Source organism: Paraburkholderia caledonica, from assembly GCF_000383275.1.
Lineage (GTDB): Bacteria > Pseudomonadota > Gammaproteobacteria > Burkholderiales > Burkholderiaceae > Paraburkholderia > Paraburkholderia caledonica.
Genome location: NZ_KB911040.1, coordinates 174,512 through 192,714 on the forward strand (window position 1 = coordinate 174,512; position 18,203 = coordinate 192,714).

16 protein-coding genes are annotated in these 18,203 nt (G+C 62.0%); 10 read left to right on the plus strand and 6 right to left on the minus strand.

All coding sequences use genetic code 11. The annotated features are described in order from the left end of the window. Window positions 1–136: 136 nt before the first annotated feature. From H281_RS0120960 to purN, 3 genes are all read right to left on the minus strand, one after another. Complete coding sequence (locus H281_RS0120960; protein ID WP_020069114.1) at window positions 137–1,510, minus strand: mechanosensitive ion channel family protein; 1,374 nt, start codon at window positions 1,508–1,510, stop codon at window positions 137–139. 79 nt (window positions 1,511–1,589) lie between these two features. After that, window positions 1,590–2,849, minus strand: a complete 1,260-nt coding sequence (locus H281_RS0120965; protein WP_020069115.1) for an RsmB/NOP family class I SAM-dependent RNA methyltransferase — start codon at window positions 2,847–2,849, stop codon at window positions 1,590–1,592. After that, the gene (gene purN / locus H281_RS0120970) at window positions 2,846–3,499 is read right to left on the minus strand and encodes a phosphoribosylglycinamide formyltransferase (protein WP_020069116.1); all 654 of its coding nucleotides are present in this window, start codon (window positions 3,497–3,499) and stop codon (window positions 2,846–2,848) included. The genes H281_RS0120965 and purN overlap by 4 nt, the downstream gene beginning before the upstream one ends. A 116-nt stretch (window positions 3,500–3,615) precedes the next feature. Between purN and H281_RS0120975 the strand changes: the two genes are divergently transcribed. The 6 genes from H281_RS0120975 (at window position 3,616) to dut (ending at window position 11,045) form a co-directional block, all read left to right on the plus strand. After that, the gene (locus H281_RS0120975) at window positions 3,616–4,611 is read left to right on the plus strand and encodes a bifunctional riboflavin kinase/FAD synthetase (protein ID WP_020069117.1); all 996 of its coding nucleotides are present in this window, start codon (window positions 3,616–3,618) and stop codon (window positions 4,609–4,611) included. A 165-nt stretch (window positions 4,612–4,776) separates the two neighbouring features. Further along, on the plus strand, window positions 4,777–7,614 hold the full coding sequence (ileS, locus tag H281_RS0120980; RefSeq protein ID WP_020069118.1) for an isoleucine--tRNA ligase: 2,838 nt from the start codon (window positions 4,777–4,779) through the stop codon (window positions 7,612–7,614). A gap of 11 nt (window positions 7,615–7,625) precedes the next feature. Further along, entirely contained in the window at window positions 7,626–8,132 is a 507-nt protein-coding gene (gene lspA / locus H281_RS0120985; RefSeq protein ID WP_020069119.1) for a signal peptidase II, read from the plus strand. A 141-nt stretch (window positions 8,133–8,273) separates the two neighbouring features. Continuing rightward, window positions 8,274–9,488: a bifunctional phosphopantothenoylcysteine decarboxylase/phosphopantothenate--cysteine ligase CoaBC gene (gene coaBC, locus H281_RS0120990; protein ID WP_027804813.1), complete on the plus strand. Its 1,215-nt coding sequence runs from the start codon at window positions 8,274–8,276 to the stop codon at window positions 9,486–9,488. A 76-nt stretch (window positions 9,489–9,564) separates the two neighbouring features. Next, a complete protein-coding gene (locus H281_RS0120995; RefSeq protein ID WP_020069121.1) occupies window positions 9,565–10,584 on the plus strand; it encodes an LLM class flavin-dependent oxidoreductase in 1,020 nt (339 codons plus the stop codon). Between the two features lie 14 nt (window positions 10,585–10,598). Further along, the gene (gene dut, locus H281_RS0121000; RefSeq protein ID WP_020069122.1) at window positions 10,599–11,045 is read left to right on the plus strand and encodes a dUTP diphosphatase; all 447 of its coding nucleotides are present in this window, start codon (window positions 10,599–10,601) and stop codon (window positions 11,043–11,045) included. Between the two features lie 75 nt (window positions 11,046–11,120). Here dut and clpA read toward each other — a convergent pair whose 3' ends face one another. Together clpA and clpS are read right to left on the minus strand one after the other, a co-directional pair. After that, window positions 11,121–13,418 (minus strand): ATP-dependent Clp protease ATP-binding subunit ClpA, encoded by a 2,298-nt coding sequence (gene clpA, locus H281_RS0121005; protein ID WP_020069123.1) that lies wholly within the window; start codon window positions 13,416–13,418, stop codon window positions 11,121–11,123. Then, the gene (clpS, locus tag H281_RS0121010) at window positions 13,415–13,729 is read right to left on the minus strand and encodes an ATP-dependent Clp protease adapter ClpS (RefSeq protein ID WP_006050100.1); all 315 of its coding nucleotides are present in this window, start codon (window positions 13,727–13,729) and stop codon (window positions 13,415–13,417) included. Before clpS ends, clpA begins: the two co-directional genes overlap by 4 nt. A 549-nt stretch (window positions 13,730–14,278) precedes the next feature. Between clpS and H281_RS0121015 the strand changes: the two genes are divergently transcribed. After that, window positions 14,279–14,485 (plus strand): cold-shock protein, encoded by a 207-nt coding sequence (locus H281_RS0121015; RefSeq protein WP_007180614.1) that lies wholly within the window; start codon window positions 14,279–14,281, stop codon window positions 14,483–14,485. A gap of 295 nt (window positions 14,486–14,780) precedes the next feature. Here H281_RS0121015 and icd read toward each other — a convergent pair whose 3' ends face one another. Next, window positions 14,781–16,037, minus strand: a complete 1,257-nt coding sequence (gene icd, locus H281_RS0121020) for an NADP-dependent isocitrate dehydrogenase (protein ID WP_020069124.1) — start codon at window positions 16,035–16,037, stop codon at window positions 14,781–14,783. Window positions 16,038–16,367: 330 nt separating this feature from the next. Here icd and H281_RS0121025 point away from each other — a divergent pair, with 330 nt between their 5' ends. From H281_RS0121025 to H281_RS0121040, 3 genes are all read left to right on the plus strand, one after another. Continuing rightward, on the plus strand, window positions 16,368–16,937 hold the full coding sequence (locus H281_RS0121025) for a pseudouridine synthase (protein WP_027804814.1): 570 nt from the start codon (window positions 16,368–16,370) through the stop codon (window positions 16,935–16,937). Between the two features lie 386 nt (window positions 16,938–17,323). Beyond that, window positions 17,324–17,518 carry a hypothetical protein gene (locus H281_RS0121035; protein ID WP_011489640.1) on the plus strand — a complete coding sequence of 65 codons (195 nt, stop codon included), beginning with the start codon at window positions 17,324–17,326 and terminating at the stop codon, window positions 17,516–17,518. Window positions 17,519–17,662: 144 nt separating this feature from the next. Beyond that, the gene (locus H281_RS0121040; protein ID WP_027804815.1) at window positions 17,663–18,178 is read left to right on the plus strand and encodes a DUF192 domain-containing protein; all 516 of its coding nucleotides are present in this window, start codon (window positions 17,663–17,665) and stop codon (window positions 18,176–18,178) included. The last annotated feature ends 25 nt before the right edge of the window (window positions 18,179–18,203 follow it).

Sequence of the window (18,203 nt, forward strand, 5' to 3'; positions counted from 1 at the left end):
CATACAGCGGGATTGGACGACATTCTACTGGAAGCGTTCCAAGTGTTTGTAACAAATAGGGATTTTTTGTGCAGCATCAACGCAAACACACCCGCAGCAAGCCCTGTTAGACTCATCAGTGCCGTGCGAGTGCCCGCTAAATAGCGTCGCCGGCCTGATTTGCCATCGCATCGGTCACACTTGCCGGTTTGGACAACGCCCCTCCGACATTTGCTACGTCAGTCGCATTCCCGACAATGCGGACTTCGCGTTGCGCGAAAGGAATGGAGATGCCATGTGCGGAAAAAAGCTGCCAGATGTTGCGATTGACCGCCGAGCGGACGGCCGATGTGCCCGTTGCCGCGTCGGCAATCCAGAAGCCTAGCTCCAGGTTGATGCCATCGGCGCCAAAGCCTACGAGATAAGGCGTAGGCGCCGGGTCCGTCAATACGCGGGGCACGCCGTCCGCTGCTTGCGCGAGGAGCGCCATGGCCTGCTCGACATCGGCGGTGTAGGCGATCTGCACGGCCGCCTTCGCATAGCCACGCGTCAGATACGACGACTGGTTCTGCACGACGTCGGTAATCAGTTTTTCGTTGGGAATCAGCGTTTCGATACCGTCAAGGCCGCGCACGACCGTATATCGGGTGCGAATCTGCGTGACCATGCCTTGCAGGCCGCTCACGTTGATCGTGTCGCCGATCCGCAGCGACCGGTCGATCAGGATGATGAAGCCCGACACATAGTTACTGGCGATCTTCTGCAAACCGAACCCCAGCCCCACGCCCAGAGCACCGCCGAATACACCGAGCACGGTGATGTCGATGCCAACCAGCGACAGGCTGATCAGCACCGCCGCCAGCACAAACGCCGCGCGGCCGACACGCGCCACCACGACTTTCAGATTCGCGTCGAGCGTCGCGGCGCGCATCAGACGGTCTTCGAACGCCGAGCCGAGCCACATTGCGACGATCATCGTCACGCAGACCCACAGCAGGCCTGTGACGAGCGAGAGCAGCGTCATGTGCGCGTTGGCGACACGAAAGTGCACGCTCGCCATCCACGCGATCACGTCGTCCTGAATGCCCATCACGGTGAGCGCCATGGCGACCCACACGCCCAGAGAAACGATCTTTTCGACGAGAAAAAGCCATGGGTGCGTCTCCCCGTCATGGCTGAAGACGCGCCGCGCGAAGAAAAACACGATGTAAATCAAGCCGATGCCGAAGAGCGGCACCAACGCGAGATCGAGCAGCGACGTGTGGATGAACCGCCCGGCGATCGCCCGTGCGATCCACACCAGCACTGCGCCGATCAGCGGGAAAAACGCCCGGTTCAGGCTTTCCGCGCCAAAGCGCAGCGTCTGATAGCGGGTTTGACGGCGCAAATCGAGCGCCCGGCGCAACAGGCGGGCGAGCAGCCAGGCGAGTGCGAGCGTGGCAATCAGCACGCCGACTTGCCAAAGCATGACGGGCTGGCCGAAGTCGCGCGCGAGATCGCCGAAGAGATGAGAAAAGATACGGTTTTGCATGATGTCGCCGGAATGACCGGCTCAGGTGCGGCTCGCGGTTCGGACAATCGATCCGCGAGCCGGCTGGCCTATTGCGGGCTCAGCTCTGACGTTCGAGCACGGCGGCGAAAAAGCCGTCGGTCGCGTGGCGGTGCGGCCAGAGCGACAGGTAATCGCCCATTTCGAGATCGATGCGCTGCTCGGCCAGCACCTCGCGCGCGGGGACGAGCGCAAAGTCCGGATGATCTGCGAGGAACTGCTGGACGACCGCTTCGTTTTCCGCTTCAAGGATCGAGCAGGTCGCATACACGAGGCGACCGCCCTTCTTCACCAGACGCGCCGCGCTCGCCAGAATCGACGCCTGCTTGGGCGCGAGTTCGGCGACCGACTCCGGCGACTGGCGCCATTTGAGGTCGGGGTTGCGGCGCAGCGTGCCCAAACCGCTGCAGGGCGCGTCGACCAGCACGCGGTCGATCTTGCCGGCAAGCCGCTTGATCTTGGCGTCGTGTTCACTGTCGATCAGTACCGGATTCACGTTCGACAAACCGCTGCGCGCAAGTCGCGGCTTGAGCTTGGCGAGGCGCCGCTCGGAGATATCGAACGCATAGAGACGCCCGGTGGAGCGCATCGCCGCGCCCAGCGCCAGAGTCTTGCCGCCCGCGCCCGCGCAGAAGTCGACGATCATCTCGCCGCGCTTGGGCGCAACCAGCGAGCACAGCAACTGGCTGCCTTCGTCCTGCACCTCGACCCAACCGTGCTGGAACGCGTCGAGCTTGGTGAGCGGCGGCTTGCCCACTACCCGCACGCCGAACGGCGCGAACGGCGTTGCGCCGGCTTCGATGCCGGCTTTCGAGAGCGCGTTCAGTACGTCGTCGCGGCTCGCCTTGATCGGGTTCGCGCGCAGATCCAACGGCGCCGGGTAGTTCAACGCGGCGGCCAGTTGAGCCAGTTCGGCTGGTTCAAAACGCTTCGCGAGCGCCTGATAGATCCAGTCGGGCAGGTTCAGGCGAATCCGCAGCGGCAAGCTTTCCGGATCGATCATCGCGACGTGTTCGAGCCATTTCGACTCCGAGTCGGACACGAACGGCTTGAGCGCCGTGCGGCCGGCCGTCTGCATCAGCCCGAGCAGGGCCATGCGGCGGGCGGGGCTGCCCGCGCCGCTTTCGGCAAGGTGCGCAAACTCCATCCGGCGACGCAGCACCGCGAAAACCGCCTCGGCAATCACGCCGCGCTCGCCGTGCCCGAGCTTCGGATGCGCACGGAAAAAACGGCTCGTGGTAGCGTCGGCAGGACCGTTCAGTCGAAGGACTTCGGCCAGCAAAGTCTCAGTTTGTCCAATCAGAAAACCATGTAATCTCATGCGCCCTCTCCGGCGGTGTGACCGGCAAAGAGCCATTGCGGCTCCGGCGGCGTAAGCGTGACGCGCAGGCCATCCAGAGCGAGACGCCCTTCGACGAACCAGCGCACCGCGCGTGGATAAATAATGTGTTCGGTTGCAAGCACGCGCTCGGCGAGCGTGGCGGGCGTATCGCCGGCCTCGACGGGCACCGCCGATTGCGCGACGATGGGCCCGTGATCGAGCTGCGAAGTAACGAAATGCACCGACGCGCCGTGCAGGCGCACGCCGGCGTCGAGCGCCTGCTGATGCGTTTTCAGTCCCGGAAAGCTCGGCAGCAGCGACGGGTGCACGTTCAACATGCGCCCCGCATAACGGTCGACGAAACTGTCTGTCAGCACGCGCATAAAGCCTGCGAGCGCTACCAGATCGGGCGAGAAGCGATCGATTTGTTCAGCGAGCGCGGAGTCGAAGCTGTCGCGATCGGGAAACTGGCGGTGATCGACCACCGCCGTGGCAATGCCGTGCGACGCCGCGAACGCAAGGCCCGCGGCATCCGGACGGTTGGCAATCACGGCAGCGACCTGCGCCGGCCAGCCTTCGTCCGAGCAGGCTCGAACGATAGCTTCCATGTTGCTTCCCCGCCCTGAAATCAGGATGACGAGTTTTTTCATGCGTGGATTTTATCATTCGAGGGCACCCAAACCGCGACGCGCCGCCGTCCCATGCGCCGAGCGTTTATAATCATTTGTTTTGCGGCACCTCGCCCGCTCTATCCCGACGCGCTATCGTGAGAGTCTTCCGCGGTCTTCCCAATGCTGAAAGCCGTGCGCCCTGCGCACTGACCATCGGCAACTTCGACGGTGTCCACCGCGGCCATCAGGCTTTGCTCGCGCACGTGCGCGCGGCGGCCGACGCGCGCGGCCTGCCCGTCTGCGTGATGACCTTCGAGCCGCACCCACGCGAGTTCTTCAATCCCGCCGGCGCGCCGCCGCGCATCGCGATGCTGCGCGACAAGCTGGAGGCGCTGCGCACCAACGGCGTGGACCGCGTCGTCGTAGAGCACTTCAATCACACATTCGCGAGCCAGTCGCCCGATGCGTTCGTCGAGCGGATCATCGTCAACGGGCTGCACGCGCGCTGGGTGATGATCGGCGACGACTTCCGCTACGGCACAAAGCGCGCGGGCGACTTCGCTTCGCTGAAAGCCGCGGGCCAGCACTACGGTTTCGAAGTCGAACAAATGGCAACGGTCGCCGATCCGTCCGGCGCGCGTATATCCAGCTCAGGCGTGCGCGCCGCGCTGGTGGCCGGCGATCTCGACGCTGCGCGCGCCGCGCTGGGCCGCGATTATCTGATCAGCGGTCACGTCGTGCACGGCATGAAGCTCGGCCGCGATCTCGGCTTTCCCACACTAAACCTGCCGATCGCGCACAAGCGTCCGGCGCTCGCGGGCATTTTCGTCGTGCGCGTGCATGGCGTGGCGGACGAACCGCTGCCGGGCGTCGCGAGCCTCGGCCTGCGTCCGACCGTCGACGATTCCGGCCGCGTGCTGCTCGAAGTGCATCTGCTCGACTGGCACGGCGACGCATACGGCAAGCTCGTGCGCGTCGAATTCCTGAAGAAGCTGCGCGACGAGGAAAAGTACGTCGACCTCGAAACGCTCACGGCCGCCATTGCGCGCGACGTCGCCAACGCGCGCGCATGGTTCGCGGCCGTCGGCGCCGGTTCGCCGGGCAGCCGTTCCACCGGTTTCGCCACGTCGGCCACCGACCGAATTAGATAGCCGCCGCGGTCCATGCGCGCTGATTGCCGCAAGGACCGCCGCTCTCGCGCTTCGAAAGGCGTCCGTGCATCGCGCGACATGCCTGCCGGGCGTGCCCCACGCTCTCGCGCATCGTGCGCAACCCGCGCCACGCTGCGCTTATAAAGAATTCACCGCGACCACATCATGAGCAACAAGAAAGCCGATTCGAAACCGCCGTCACGTTATCCCGTGAACCTGCTCGACACGCCGTTCCCGATGCGCGGCGATCTGCCCAAGCGCGAGCCGCAATGGGTCAAGGAATGGCAGGAACGCAAGGTCTACGAAAAGATCCGCGCCGCCAGCAAGGGCCGCAAGAAATTCATCCTGCACGACGGCCCTCCGTATGCGAACGGCGACATCCACCTCGGCCACGCGGTAAACAAGATCCTGAAGGACATGATCGTCAAGGCGCGCAACATGGCGGGCTTCGACGCGGTCTACGTGCCGGGCTGGGACTGCCACGGCATGCCGATCGAAATCCAGATCGAAAAGCAGTTCGGCAAGTCGCTGCCCGCCGCCGAAGTGATGCAGAAGGCGCGTGCCTATGCGACCGAGCAGATCGAAAAGCAGAAGGTCGGCTTCCGTCGTCTGGGCGTGCTCGGCGAGTGGGACAACCCGTACAAGACGATGAACTTCGCAAACGAAGCCGGAGAAATCCGCGCACTCGCGAAGATCATGGAGAAGGGCTACGTGTTCCGCGGCCTGAAGCCGGTCAACTGGTGTTTCGACTGCGGCTCGGCGCTCGCTGAAGCAGAAGTCGAGTACAAGGACAAGACCGATCCGACCATCGACGTGCTGTTCAGCTTCGCCGAGCCGGAAAAGACCGCGCAGGCATTCGGTCTCGCCGCGCTGCCGCGCAATGAAGGCGGCATCGTGATCTGGACCACCACACCGTGGACGATCCCCGCCAACCAGGCGCTGAACCTGCATCCGGAAATCGTCTACGCGCTCGTCGACACGCCGCGCGGCCTGCTGATCCTCGCCGAAGAGCGCGTCGAAGCATGTCTGAACGCATACGGCCTGGAAGGCTCGGTCGTCGCGACTACGCCTGGCGCGAAGCTCGTCAATCTGCGCTTCAACCATCCGCTCGCGTCCGCTCATCCCGGCTACAAGCGGACGGCGCCGGTCTACCTGGGCGACTACGTCACGACCGAAACCGGCACCGGCGTCGTGCATTCGTCGCCGGCCTATGGCGTGGAAGACTTCGTGTCCTGCAAGGCACACGGCATGGCCGATTCAGACATCATCAATCCGGTGATGGGCGACGGCCGTTACATTGAATCGCTCGCGCTGTTCGGCGGTCTGTCGATCTGGGCGGCCAATCCGCAGATCGTAGAAGCGCTGCAAGGCGCCGGGTCGCTGTTGCGCACCGAGAAGTACACGCACAGCTACATGCACTGCTGGCGCCACAAGACGCCGATCATCTACCGCGCCACGTCCCAATGGTTCGCAGGCATGGACGTGAAGCCGAACGATACCGACAAGACTCTGCGCGAAACCGCACTCGAAGGCATCGAAAACACGGCGTTTTATCCGTCGTGGGGCAAGCAGCGCCTTTTCAGCATGATCGCGAACCGTCCCGACTGGACACTGTCGCGTCAGCGCCAATGGGGCGTGCCGATGGCCTTCTTCGTGCACAAGGAAACCGGCGAACTGCATCCGCGCACGCTGGAGTTGCTCGAGGAAGTTGCGAAGCGCGTCGAAGAGGCCGGTATCGAAGCCTGGCAAACGCTCGACCCGCGCGAATTGATCGGCGACGACGCCAACATGTACGAAAAGAACCGCGACACGCTCGACGTGTGGTTCGATTCCGGCACCACGCATTGGCACGTGCTGCGCGGCTCGCATAAAGACGAGCTGCAATTCCCGGCCGACCTGTATCTGGAAGGCTCGGACCAGCATCGCGGCTGGTTCCACTCGTCGCTTTTGACCGCGTCGATGCTCGACGGCCGTCCGCCGTACAACGCGCTGCTCACGCACGGCTTCACCGTCGACGGCGAAGGCCGCAAGATGAGCAAGTCGCTCGGCAATGGTATCGATCCGCACGAAGTGGCGAACCGGCTCGGCGCGGAAATCATCCGCTTGTGGATCGCGTCGACCGATTACTCGGGCGAACTCGCCATCTCCGAAGAAATCCTGAAGCGCGTGACCGAAGGCTATCGCCGCATTCGCAACACGCTGCGCTTCCTGCTCGCGAATCTGTCGGACTTCGACTTCGAGAAGAACGCGCGCCCTGTTGGAGACTGGCTCGAGATCGACCGCTACGCGGTGGCGCTGTCGGCGAATCTGCAAAACGACATCCTCTCGCATTACGACAAGTACGAGTTCCACCCGGTCGTCGCCAAGCTGCAAACGTTCTGCTCCGAAGACCTCGGCGGCTTCTACCTGGACGTGCTGAAGGACCGCCTCTACACCACGGCTGCGGATTCCGTCGCGCGCCGCTCGGCTCAGACCGCGCTATATCACATCGCGCAAGGCCTGCTGCGTCTGATGGCGCCGTTCCTGTCGTTCACAGCCGAAGAAGCGTGGAAGGTGTTCCAGCCGAACAGCGAGACCATTTTCACCGAGACGTACCACGCGTTCCCGGCGGTGCCGGACGCCGGCGCGCTGCTCGACAAATGGACTTTGTTGCGCGCTGCGCGCGGCGACGTGACGAAGGCGCTGGAAGAAGCGCGCGTCGCGAACCTGATCGGCTCGTCGCTGCAGGCGGAAGTGGAAATCCGCGCGAGCGGCGCACGTTACGACGCGCTGAAAAGCCTCGGCGACGACCTGAAGTTCGTGCTGATCACGTCGGCTGCGAGCGTCGTCAAGGTCGAAAGCGAAGCGGAAGAAGGCGTCGAAGTGATCACATCGAAATATCTGAAATGCGAGCGCTGCTGGCACTATCGCGCGGACGTGGGCGCGGACGCGGAACACCCCACGCTGTGCGGCCGCTGTGTCAGCAACCTGTTCGGCAACGGTGAAGCGAGGAGCGCGGCATAATGGCGAGAACCATGGCGAAAACCACATCAAAAGCTTCCGCCGGAAACAGTTCGCTGGCGCCCTGGCTGGGCGTTGCGCTGATCGTGATCCTGTTCGATCAGTTGACGAAAATCGCGGTGCAGAAGGTGTTTGCCTATGGCGTCGCGCATGAGGTCACGTCGTTCTTCAACCTGATTCTCGTGTACAACCGCGGCGCCGCATTCAGCTTCCTCGCAATGGCTGGCGGCTGGCAACGCTGGGCATTCACCGCGCTCGGCGTGGTCGCCGCGCTGGTGATCTGCTATCTGCTCAAGCGCCACGGCGGGCAAAAAATGTTTTGCACGGCGCTGGCGTTGATACTCGGCGGCGCGCTCGGCAATGTGATCGACCGGCTCGCGTACGGCCACGTGATTGACTTCCTGGATTTCCACGTGCGCGCGTGGCACTGGCCGGCGTTCAACCTGGCCGACAGCGCGATCACGGTCGGCGCGATTCTGCTCGTAATCGACGAGTTGCGGCGCGTACGCGGCTCGCGTTAAGGTCGGCTCAACAAGGTCGCCTCACCGCGCGAGGCCGTGGTCGGCTTTCGACCGCTCGCCTCGCGCCAGAAGTCCGCTTTGACGGCCGGCAACGGTGCAAGCGCGCCGCGCTCGGCCACCACGCTTTGTCGGAGGCTTTCGTTGGCAACCGCAGAACTCGCAGGGAAACACCTCGTCCTCGGCATGACGGGCGGCATTGCCTGCTACAAGATCGCCGAACTCACGCGCCTGCTGACCAAGGCCGGCGCAACCGTGCAGGTCGTCATGACCGAAGCGGCCACGCAGTTCATCACCCCGGTGACCATGCAGGCGCTGTCGGGCCGGCCCGTCTACACGAGCCAGTGGGACGCGCGTATTGCGAACAACATGGCGCATATCGATCTGTCGCGCGAAGCCGACGCAATTGTGATCGCGCCCGCCTCCACCGACTTCCTCGCCAAACTCGCACACGGCATGGCCGATGACCTGCTCGCTACGCTGTGCGTCGCGCGCGATTGTCCGCTGCTCGTCGTGCCCGCGATGAACCGGCAGATGTGGCAAAACCCGGCCACGCAGCGCAACGTCGCACAGTTGCGCGCGGACGGAATCGAAGTGCTGGGGCCGGACTCCGGTCCTCAGGCTTGCGGCGAAATTGGCGACGGCCGCATGCTCGAAGCCGCGGCAACCTACGAGGCGATCGCGTCGTTCTTCGCGCCGAAAATTCTGTCCGGCCGGCGCGTGTTGCTGACCGCCGGGCCGACGTTCGAACCGCTGGATCCGGTGCGCGGCATTACCAACCGGTCGAGTGGCAAGATGGGATTCGCGCTGGCCCGCGCCGCGCAACAGGCGGGCGCCGACGTGCACCTCGTGGCCGGTCCTGTCGCGCTCGAAACGCCGTGGGGCGTGTTCCGCGAAGACGTTCAAACCGCCCAGCAGATGCACGATGCCGTGATGCGCGCGGTGACAGATGCGGACATTTTCATCGGCGTAGCCGCGGTCGCTGACTGGCGCGTCGATCACCCGAGCGACCACAAGATCAAGAAAAGCGCGGATCGCGCGCTGCCCACTTTTTCGTTCGTCGAAAATCCGGACATTCTGGCCTCGGTCGCGAAGTTGCCGCATCCGCCGTTCACCGTCGGCTTCGCCGCGGAAAGCGGCGATCTCGAAGTGCATGGCGAGGAAAAACGCGTGCGCAAAAACGTGCCGCTTCTGATCGGCAATCTCGGGCCGCTCACATTCGGCATGGACGATAACGAGGTCATCCTGTTCGAAGCAGGCGGCGCAACCAGGCTGCCGCGCGCCGACAAGCAGACGCTCGCGCGCGCGCTGATCGCGGAGATCGCGAAGCGTCTGCCCGACACGAGTTTGATTCGCTGAGCCGGCGGTCCGGCGCCGGCATGCAGTCGCCGCAAGCAACGCGGCGAAGCGAATGACCCATCTGGAGCACACTGACATGACGCTACTTTCCGTGCTCGATCAAACGCCCGTCATTTCAGGGCACTCGGTGGCGGACGCGATTGCCGCCACGGTAGAACTCGCGCAACTCGCTGACGATCTCGGCTACACGCGCTACTGGTGCGCTGAGCATCACGGCTTGCGCGGCGTGTCGAACCCCTGCCCCGAAGTAATGCTTGCGCGCCTTGGCAGCGTCACGCGACGCATCCGGCTGGGCTCCGGCGGCATCATGCTGCCGTACTACAGCCCGTTCAAGGTCGCCGAGCAATTCATGATGCTGGAGGCGCTGTTCCCTAACCGCATCGACCTCGGCGTAGGACGCGCGCCCGGCGGCGACATGCGCACCGCCCAGGCGGTTGCCGCGGGCGACTACAACCGCGGCGAAATCTTCCCGCAACAGGTGGCCGATCTGTTCGGCCTGATGCACGGCGCGCTGCCAGCCGATCACGTCGCGCGAGGCGTACTGCTGCAACCGCAAGTGGCCACGCGTCCGCAGCTGTGGATGCTCGGTTCAAGCGAATTCGGCGGGTTGCTCGCAGCGCAGCTCGGAATCCGCTTCGCGTTTGCGCATTTCATCAACGCCCATTTCGGGCATCAGGTCGCGCATGCGTATCGCGAGCGTTTCAAGCCGAGCGAGGAAACGCAGCAATCGTATCTGGCCGCCGCCGTGTTCGTGATTTGCGCGGACACCGAGCAGGAAGCCGCTGATCTGGCAAAAGCCGTCGACCTGCGTCGCGTGCAAATGGCTTATGGTTTGAACGAACCGATCCCGAATATCGAACAGGGCGTCGCGCAGGAGTATGGCGAGCGCGAAAGACTGGTGATCGACCGTGAGAAGCCACGCAGTATCATCGGCACGCCAGAAGTCGTGACCGAGCGCCTTCATGCATTACAGGAACAGTTCCAGGCCGACGAGCTGATCGTGCTTACCGTCGCAGGCAGCTATCGCGCGCGCTTGCGTTCCTATGAACTCCTGGCCGAAGCGTTCGATCTCGGGCGCCCGGCTTCAACTTCTTAAACCTTCTAACCTGCATGAAACTCGACCTGAAGATTCTCGATGCGCGCATGCGCGACCAGCTTCCTGCCTACGCGACGAGCGGTAGCGCGGGGCTCGACTTGCGCGCGTGCCTCAAAGAGCCGTTGACGCTCAAACCCGGCGAAACCGCACTCGTGCCGACCGGGCTCGCGATACACGTGGGCGACCCTGGCTACGCTGCGTTGATCCTGCCGCGCTCGGGTCTGGGACATAAGCACGGAATCGTGCTCGGCAATCTGGTCGGCCTGATCGATTCCGATTATCAAGGCGAACTGATGATTTCGACATGGAACCGCGGCGAGACCACGTTCGTGCTCAATCCGATGGAGCGTCTCGCGCAACTCGTGATCGTGCCGGTCGTGCAGGCCGAATTCAATATCGTCGATGAGTTCGAGCAAAGCGAGCGCGGCGCAGGCGGCTTCGGCAGCACCGGCAAGCACTGAACTGAACAGCGCAAATGAAAACGGCGTGGACCTTGCGGTCGACGCCGTTTTTTCTGTGGCGAGTACGCTCGACGCTTACTCGACTTCGACCGCTTCCGGGTTCGGATTGCGCGGCGCCGGATGCTCGTCGAAGGTCAACTGGACCTTGTCTTCCGCATCGACGTCGACCGAAACACGGCCGCCGCTCATCAGCTTGCCGAACAGCAGTTCGTCGGCCAGCGCACGACGAATCGTGTCCTGAATCAGACGCTGCATTGGCCGCGCGCCCATCAACGGATCGAAACCGTGCTTCGCGAGGTGCTTGCGCAACGCGTCGGTGAAGAGCGCATCAACCTTCTTCTCGTGCAACTGATCTTCCAGTTGCATCAGGAACTTGTCGACCACGCGCATGATGATTTCTTCATCGAGCGCACGGAAACTGATCGTCGCGTCCAGACGGTTACGGAACTCCGGCGTGAACATGCGCTTGATGTCGACCATTTCGTCGCCGGTTTCCCGACGATTCGTGAAGCCGATCACCGACTTGCCCATTGCCTCGGCGCCCGCATTCGTCGTCATGATGATGATGACGTTACGGAAATCCGCCTTGCGGCCGTTGTTGTCCGTCAGCGTGCCGTGGTCCATGACCTGCAGCAGCACGTTGTAAATGTCCGGATGCGCCTTCTCGATTTCGTCGAGCAGCAGCACGCAGTGCGGCTTCTTGGTGACAGCCTCGGTCAGCAGGCCGCCCTGGTCAAAGCCGACATAGCCCGGAGGCGCACCGATCAAACGGCTGACCGCGTGACGCTCCATGTACTCGGACATGTCAAAGCGGATCAACTCGATACCGAGCGTGAACGCCAACTGCTTGGCCACTTCTGTCTTGCCGACGCCCGTGGGACCGGAGAACAGGAACGCGCCGATCGGCTTATCCAGCTTGCCCAGACCCGCACGCGCCATCTTGATTGCGGCCGACAGCGCGTCGATAGCCGGGTCTTGCCCGAACACCACGCTCTTCAGATCGCGATCCAGCGTTTGCAGCTTGCTCCGATCGTCTTGCGACACGCTTTGCGGCGGGACGCGAGCGATCTTCGAGATGATTTCCTCGATCTCGTTCTTGCCGATCGTCTTCTTCTGCTTCGACTTCGGCAGGATGCGTTGCGCCGCGCCGGCTTCGTCGATCACGTCGATCGCCTTGTCCGGCAAATGACGATCCGTGATGAAGCGTGCCGACAACTCCGCGGCCGCCGACAGCGCGCCCGACGAATACTTCACGCCGTGATGCTCTTCGAAACGCGACTTCAGGCCGCGCAGAATCGCCACCGTCTGTTCGACAGACGGCTCAGTCACGTCGACCTTCTGGAAACGGCGCGACAATGCCGCGTCTTTTTCGAAGATGCCGCGATATTCGGTGAACGTGGTCGCGCCGATGCACTTGAGCGTACCCGACGACAACGCCGGCTTCAGCAGGTTGGACGCATCCAGCGTACCGCCCGACGCGGCGCCAGCGCCGATCAGCGTATGAATTTCGTCGATGAAAAGAATCGCGTGCGGGCGTTCCTTCAATTCCTTCAGGACCGTCTTCAGGCGTTGCTCGAAATCGCCGCGATACTTCGTACCGGCCAGCAGCGCGCCCATGTCGAGCGAATACACCTGAGCGTCGGCCAGAATATCCGGCACTTCGCCACGCGTAATTCGCCACGCCAGACCTTCGGCGATCGCGGTCTTGCCGACCCCCGCCTCGCCGACTAGCAGCGGATTGTTCTTGCGGCGGCGGCACAGCACCTGGACCACGCGCTCGACTTCTGACTCGCGCCCGATCAGCGGATCGATGCGACCGTCTTTCGCCATCTGATTCAGATTCTGCGTGAACTGGGCGAGCGGAGTTTCTTTCTGCGCGGCGGCTTCGTCAGACTCGGCATTCGCGTCGCTCGCTTTCGCGGCGTCGGTGCTGCTCGTCTTGGCGATGCCGTGCGAGATGAAATTGACCACGTCCAGACGTGTCACGCCCTGCTGTTGCAGGTAGTAGACCGCATGCGAGTCCTTCTCGCCGAAGATCGCAACCAGCACGTTCGCGCCGGTCACTTCCTTCTTGCCATTCGAGGTGGACTGAACATGCATGATCGCGCGCTGAATCACACGCTGGAAACCCAGCGTGGGCTGCGTGTCGACGTCGTCCGTGCCGGGCACGGTAGGCGTGTTGTCATGAATGAAGTTGCGCAGGTTCTGGCGCAGATCCTCGATATTGGCCGCGCATGCACGCAACACTTCCGCCGCTGTCGGATTGTCCAACAGTGCCAGCAAAAGATGTTCGACCGTTATGAACTCGTGCCGCGCCTGGCGTGCTTCCATGAACGCCATGTGCAGGCTGACTTCCAGTTCCTGGGCAATCATGCTTCCTCCATCACACACTGCAGCGGATGCCCGGCCTGCCGTGCGTGGGTAACGACTTGCTCGACTTTGGTCGACGCGATGTCCCGCGTATAGACCCCACAAACTCCCCTGCCCTCGCGATGCACCTTCAACATAACCTGTGTTGCGGTTTCACGATCTTTATTGAAATATTCCTGCACGATCATCACGACAAATTCCATTGGCGTGAAGTCGTCATTCAGCAGCACCACCTTGTACATGGATGGCGGCTTGAGCTTTTTCTCCTGCCGCTCCAGTACGGTGCCGTCCTGCTTGTCCGGGATAATCGCCATACACCCATTCTAAACATCTAGGACAGGCCCGCAATCCTGTCAAAACCCGGCCAACCGGCCGGTTCACCCGAACGCCGCCGCCCGGCGGAAACTCACCGCCTGCATGCGCCATTCGACGAGCCGATTGCGGAGCCGGCCCCCTATCCAGATCATGCGTCGCGGCCGTGCTGCGCCGCAGTCGGATCGAGTATCGCACAACCTGCCGGAGCTAGCTGACCGCCACTCGTTCGCCCATCTCGCGGCGAGCGACCCGCAGAACAGCAAGTGAGTCGATTATGCGACTTTTCAAGACGCCCCGCTTGCGCAACCGCACATAACAAAAGCGGGAAAAACCCTGGAAACCGCCTGTTGGCAACGCGTGTAACCCCGTCTCAAAATTTTCTTGACACTCGAATAAAGAGCCTCAACAATCAAGCTGGCACTTTTTTCACTGCGCCAAATTCGAAAAAATGCCGATGGTGAGCTTGTGAGGAGGGAGCGGCTGCATCGCGCGGTCGTCGAGCTTTTCGAGGGCTCGTGGTAGTGACATGAGTTACAGGGGAAGTTGGAATGGCAACTGGTACGGTCAAATGGTTCAATGACGCAAAAGGTTTCGGATTCATCACGCCTGACGAAGGTGGTGAGGATCTGTTTGCACACTTCTCGGCCATCCAGATGAATGGGTTCAAGACCCTCAAGGAAGGCCAAAAAGTGACCTTCGAGGTCGTGCAAGGCCCGAAAGGCAAGCAGGCATCGAACATCCAGGCACCCGCCTGACACCTGTTCGGTACCCGTCCTTTTGAAACCCGGCTTCGCGCCGGGTTTCTTTTTGGGCGACGCTTTCTGCTTAATCCGAAGTCCGTTGCAAATACATCGACGTCCCAAATAACGGGCAGATGATCATTCAGGCTCCCACTGTGCCTCGCCTCGTGTCATCGCGCACTCAGTTTTCAGCCAAGACGCGTCAGTAACGAGATCTCATACCGCCCAACTGGCGTAAAAAAACCCGGCCGCCTCTGAAGCGCAACCGGGTTTCCTCGCGATGCCGGCCAGGCGGCTCGCCACGCGCCGCTTACATGTTTTCGATCATCACCTGGCCGAATCCCGAGCACGAGACCTGCGTCGCGCCTTCCATCAGACGCGCGAAGTCGTAAGTGACCCGCTTTTGCAAAATGGACGTTTCCATCGACTTGATGATCAGGTCCGCCGCTTCCAGCCAGCCCATATGGCGCAGCATCATTTCCGCGGAAAGAATCTCCGAGCCCGGATTCACGTAGTCCTTGCCCGCGTATTTCGGCGCCGTGCCGTGCGTGGCCTCGAACATTGCGACCGAATCCGACATATTCGCGCCCGGCGCGATGCCGATTCCGCCGACCTGCGCGGCCAGCGCGTCCGACACGTAGTCGCCGTTCAGATTGAGCGTCGCGATCACGTCGTATTCGGCGGGGCGCAACAGGATCTGCTGCAGGAACGCGTCGGCGATCACGTCCTTCACGACGATGTCGCCGCCCGTTTTCGGGTTCTTGACCTTCATCCACGGACCGCCGTCGATCAGCTCGGCGTTGAACTCCTTCTGCGCGAGCGCATAGCCGTAGTCACGGAAGGCGCCTTCCGTGTACTTCATGATGTTGCCCTTGTGCACGAGCGTGACCGAGCGGCGATCGTTGTCGATTGCATACTGGATCGCCTTGCGCACCAGACGCTCCGTGCCCTCGCGCGACACCGGCTTGATACCGATTCCCGATGTGTCGGGGAAGCGGATCTTCTTCACGCCCATCTCTTCCTTCAGGAATTTGATGACCTTTTTCGCCTCTTCAGATTCGGCTGGCCATTCGATACCCGCGTAGATGTCTTCCGAGTTCTCGCGGAAGATCACCATGTTGGTTTTCTCCGGCTCGCGCACGGGCGAAGGCACGCCCTTGAAGTACTGAACGGGACGCAAGCACACATACAGGTCGAGTTCCTGACGCAGCGCGACGTTCAGCGAGCGGATGCCGCCGCCGACGGGCGTGGTGAGCGGCCCCTTGATCGACACGACATATTCCTTCAGCACCTGAAGCGTTTCTTCCGGCAGCCACACGTCCGGACCGTAGACCTTGGTCGACTTCTCGCCCGCGTAGATTTCCATCCAGTGGATCTTCTTTTTGCCCGCGTAGGCTTTTTCCACGGCGGCGTCCACGACCTTGATCATGACCGGCGTAATGTCGACACCGGTGCCGTCGCCTTCGATAAACGGAATGATCGGCTGGTCGGACACGTTGAGCGAGAAATCCGCATTGACGGTGATCTTGTCACCACCGGTCGGAACGTTGATGTGCTGATACGGCATGATCGGACTCCAGTGAAGGCTGTGCTGAAAGCTGATGGGAGACTGCGAAAATGGGCGCTCCTCGCTACGCGCAATGCCGGACGCCCGCAAGCGGCCTGGCCGTTATTCTAGCCCACGCGGGCGCTGCACCGAGGCGAGAGCGGCTCGGGGTTTTCCAACATGAAGCGCCCATGACCGCCATGGCCGAACGTCGTGTCTTACATAGGACTCAGCGCTTTCGGACACGCGCTATGCTTTATGATCGCGCCATCGACTACAGGCCCGGGCGTGCTCTGTTTTGCGCATCGGCGCTGCACGCCGCGACGGGCGTCGCACGACTCCATCATTCTTATGCGCCTTCTCGCCCTGAACAAGCCGTTTGGCACGATCTGCCAGTTTTCCGCGCACGAGACGCGCGCTTCGCTGGCCGACTGGGTGAAGGTGCCCGGCGTCTATCCAGCCGGGCGTCTCGACTCGGACAGCGAGGGCCTTCTGCTTCTCACCGACGACGGCGCGCTGCAAGCGCGTATCGCCGAACCGCGTCATAAGCTCGTCAAGCGCTATTGGGCGCAAGTGGAAGGCGCCGTCGATTCCGTCGCGTTGAAAAAGCTCGCGCGCGGCGTCGATCTGGGCGACTACGTGACGCAGCCCTGCCGCGCCGACTATGTCGAACCGCCCGATACGCTTTGGGCCCGCACGCCGCCGATCCGCTATCGCGCCGCGATTCCCACCACGTGGATCGAGTTGTCGATCACCGAGGGCAAGAATCGCCAGGTGCGTCGCATGACGGCCGCGGTCGGCTTTCCGACGCTGCGTCTCGTGCGCGTCGGCATCGGCGCGCTCGATATTTTTTCGCTTGGTCTGCAGCCGGGAGAAAGCCTCGATCTGCCGCTGAAAGCACCTTGGGAAGGCTACGCCTGAATCGCTAAGTCATTGTCTGCGTGAGCAAAACGGCGCGTGAAACTCGCGAGTGAAAAACCGTGAAACACCGGCATTCGCGCGACTCGTCGAAAGCCTGGTTCACCTCAACGTCCCACATCGAAACTTTCCGGAAAATTTACGTCAACCGGTGCGCGAGCTCACGCGTTATTCGACGCAGATGCCGCTCTAAGCCGTCCGGCATTCAGCCTTAAGGGCCTTTGTACAAGCCGCATGTGCGGTCCGTGCGGGCAGTCTGAGCGCTAGGCGGGCGCGTCGAAAATTTGTTCGACGCACCTGTCAACCGAAAGGTGGATGGCACGTTTACCGACATGACTCAAACATAACCGGGTCATTTGGTTAATTAACTAAAGCTGAGGATTTGCAAAATGAACAAACTGATCGCCGCTCTGGTCGCTGGCCTCTTCGCAACGGCAGCATTCGCACAAGCTTCGGCACCGGCAGCAGCTTCGGCAGCTCCGGCAGCTGCTGCTTCGTCGGCTAAGAAGACCACGAAGCACGCTCACAAGAAGTCGCACAAGAAGGCAGCAGCAGCTGCTGCAGCTTCGGGCGCTTCGGAGTAAGTTTGTTGTAAAAACGCAGTCAAGAACTAGCTTCATTGCCGTTCTTACGGCGTTGAAAGGCAGATCACCGCAAGGCGATCTGCCTTTTTGTTTTTGACGCGCTCGCGTAACATTCCCCGGTTAATTTCAGCAAGGAGTCATGCCGTGCGATTTTCCATGCGCTCGTTGGTGGCGCGTTTCGCCGTTGCCGCAATCCTGCCGTTCGCGGCGGTGTCGGCGGTGTCGTTTGCCGCTCTGAATGCGGCCCCCGCTCATGCGCAGCAAATGCCGGCCGGCGCGAAACAGCCTGGCGAATTTCCGCGCGCGAAGCTCACCGCCGGCATGTTCGTGATCGACGCGGCCGTCGCCGCCAACGACGCGGATCGCGAGCAAGGTCTGATGTACCGCACGAACCTGGCGCCGAACGAAGGCATGCTGTTCGTCTTCAACGAGAATGCCGTGCATTGCTTCTGGATGAAGAACACGTTGATCCCGTTGTCGATTGCATTTATCAGGGCCGACGGGACCGTGACCGACATCGACGAAATGCAGGCGGAAACGACCAACAATCACTGCCCGAAGAACAACGGCGTCTACGCGCTCGAGATGAGCAAGGGCTGGTTCACGTCGAAGGGTATCAAGCCCGGAATGAAGATTCAGGGGCTGCCGGCTGCGCAGTAACCAGCGCAACTGTCGCACGAGTTTG